Below are 2,180 nucleotides of genomic sequence, written 5' to 3'. Positions count from 1 at the left end.
GCGCCGGGGCGGCGCCGCGCCCCTCCCCGGTGCCGGACCTACCCGACGCGGGCGGGCACCAGGCACTCGACGTCGGCGACCGCCCGCGCCGCGAACGGCTCGCTCAGCGCGCGCAACCGGGGCAGCGCGAGGGGCAACGACGGCCCCAGAAGGGTGAGCCCGTCCAGACCGGTGCTGCACCACACCGCGAGCTCGCCGTCCCTCCGGGTCGAGGGGTCCCAGAGCAGCGCGTCGCCGTTCTCGCTGAACGCGAAGACGACGAGCCGCCGGGCGACCGTCCAGTCCCCGTCGGGCTCGACCATCCAGTCGAACCCTTCGGTCTGGCCGTCCTCGTAGGTCGCGCGGAAGCGGTCGGTGAGGTGCGCGGCCCGGTGCTGCCACCCGTCGGCGAACCCGTCTCGGGCCGGCGGATACACGAGCCAGAGCCCGAACAGACGGCAGAACCCGGCCCGCCCGACGAGCCGCCGGTACGAGGGCGGGAAGCCCTCTCCGTCGTCGAACCGGAAGCCCTCCAGCAGCTCGGTCGCGACGGCTCCGAGCGCGGGTGTCCCGGTCAGCGTGAGCGCGTCGGTCATTCGAGGCGTCAGTCGTCGAGACCGAGCTCGACCGACCGGGCGAGGGCGGCGTCCAAGGCCGCGTCGTCGGCGATGATCCGCGACAGGTGCCGGGCCGCGACCAGGAGTGCGTCGAGGTCCGTGCCGTAGACGCTCACCATCCCGCCCTCGGGGTCGAACCCGACGGCCTCGAGCACCTCGGGCGACTCGTCCGTGAGCACGGCCTGGAGAGCCCCCGAGAAGTCGTACCCCGAACCCTCGACCCCGTGGCGCTCGAGCGCGTCCTTGTGCTGGTGGTACTCGGGCCCGCCCGGCGAGTAGATGATGCTCGAGCTCGCGTCGTGGGTCACGAGGAGGACCGGGGCGAGGTCTGCGAAGTCTGCTGAGGTTGCCATGGCCGCGATGCTAGCGACCCGCGCCCACACGAGCACGGACCCGAGGACCTACGCGACCAGCAGCCCGACCCCGAGCGTCACGACCCCCGCGGCGACGAACCCGGCGCCGACCGGCAGCAGCACGACCCACCGGTTGGGTGCCTCACGCCCCGCACCCGTCGCGGACAGGAAGAACCCGCCGGGCAACAGGATCGCCCCGACGAGGACACCTACCCCCGCGAGCCAGCTCCAGAAGCCCGTGAGCCCGGTCGCCTGGCTCAGCACGAGGCACAGCAGGCCCAGGATCACGAGCACCCCGGCGTGCGCGTGCCCGGCCCGGAAGAAGGACGTCTGGAAAGACGTGGCCGCGACCTTGCCGGTCACGACCCTGACGAGGAAGAACCCGCCGGACTCGATCCCGACGATCGTCAGGAGCACGATCCCGGCGGTGATGCGGACGGCGTCGGTGAGCTCGAGCACGAGGGCCTCCCTGGTCGGCCGAGCGGTCTCGGCAGAGTTTGCGAACACTGTTATAGAACACCGTTCGCAAGCCTGCGTCAAGAGATCTAGACTCCTGTCCGTGGCCAGACCCCGACTGCACGACGACTCCCTTCGCGCGTCCCTGCTCGACGTCGCCTCCCGGCAGATCTCCGAGCACGGCGAGTCGGCGGTCACGGTCCGTGGGGTCGCGCAGGCTGCGGGGACCAGCGCGTCCGCGGTCTACGCGCTCTTCGGCAGCCGCGAGGAGCTGGTCGCCGCGGTGAGCGTCGAGGGCTTCCGGCGATTCGCGGTGCACCTGGGCTCCGCACCGACGACCGGCTCGCCCACCGAGGACCTCCTGCACCTGGGCCTCGCCTATCGGACCAGCGCGCTGGCCGACCCCCACTTCTACCGCGTGATGTTCGAGGGTCCCGCACCCGCCCACAGCGCGATCCCGGCCGTCGCCGAACCGACGTTCGACGTCCTGCGGCAGGCGGTGGCGCGGGTGCTCGAGGCCGCCTCACGAGAGGGCAGCAGCACCCCGCTGCCCCGGAATGCCCTGCAGGCTGCCGCCGAGGAGGCCTCGTTGGTCCTGTGGGGCCTCGTCCACGGACTCGTGAGCCTCGAGCTCGGCGGGCTGCTGCCCGGGGGGCCCGAGGCGTCGGCGAGACGCTACGAGCAGGCGATCCTCGCCGTCGGGCCTCCGCTGCTGCGGGCGGCCCCCTCTCTCGCCCGTCCCTGACGACGAAGGCCCGTCCTCCCGCAGAGCGGG

General features: G+C 72.8%; 4 protein-coding genes. 1 reads left to right on the top strand and 3 read right to left on the bottom strand.

Annotated features, from left to right (window positions below; translation table 11 throughout):
• Nucleotides 1-38: 38 nt before the first annotated feature.
• From ACFRCR_RS18430 to ACFRCR_RS18420, 3 genes are read right to left on the bottom strand one after another with little or no spacing between them, the layout of a single operon-like run.
• Complete coding sequence (locus tag ACFRCR_RS18430) at nucleotides 39-575, bottom strand: hypothetical protein (protein ID WP_377679629.1); 537 nt, start codon at nucleotides 573-575, stop codon at nucleotides 39-41.
• Nucleotides 576-583: 8 nt separating this feature from the next.
• A complete protein-coding gene (locus tag ACFRCR_RS18425) occupies nucleotides 584-949 on the bottom strand; it encodes an Imm51 family immunity protein (protein ID WP_377679627.1) in 366 nt (121 codons plus the stop codon).
• Between the two features lie 48 nt (nucleotides 950-997).
• Complete coding sequence (locus ACFRCR_RS18420) at nucleotides 998-1,408, bottom strand: hypothetical protein (protein ID WP_377679625.1); 411 nt, start codon at nucleotides 1,406-1,408, stop codon at nucleotides 998-1,000.
• Between the two features lie 100 nt (nucleotides 1,409-1,508).
• On the opposite strand from ACFRCR_RS18420, the gene ACFRCR_RS18415 reads away from it, so the two are divergent.
• Nucleotides 1,509-2,150: a TetR/AcrR family transcriptional regulator gene (locus ACFRCR_RS18415; protein WP_377679624.1), complete on the top strand. Its 642-nt coding sequence runs from the start codon at nucleotides 1,509-1,511 to the stop codon at nucleotides 2,148-2,150.
• Nucleotides 2,151-2,180 lie beyond the last annotated feature (30 nt).

Source organism: Oerskovia sp. NPDC056781, from assembly GCF_042789955.1.
GTDB classification, from domain to species: Bacteria; Actinomycetota; Actinomycetes; order Actinomycetales; family Cellulomonadaceae; genus Oerskovia; species Oerskovia rustica.
The sequence above is the reverse complement of the archived record's forward strand: the minus strand, read 5'-3'. Positions and strand labels throughout refer to the sequence as shown.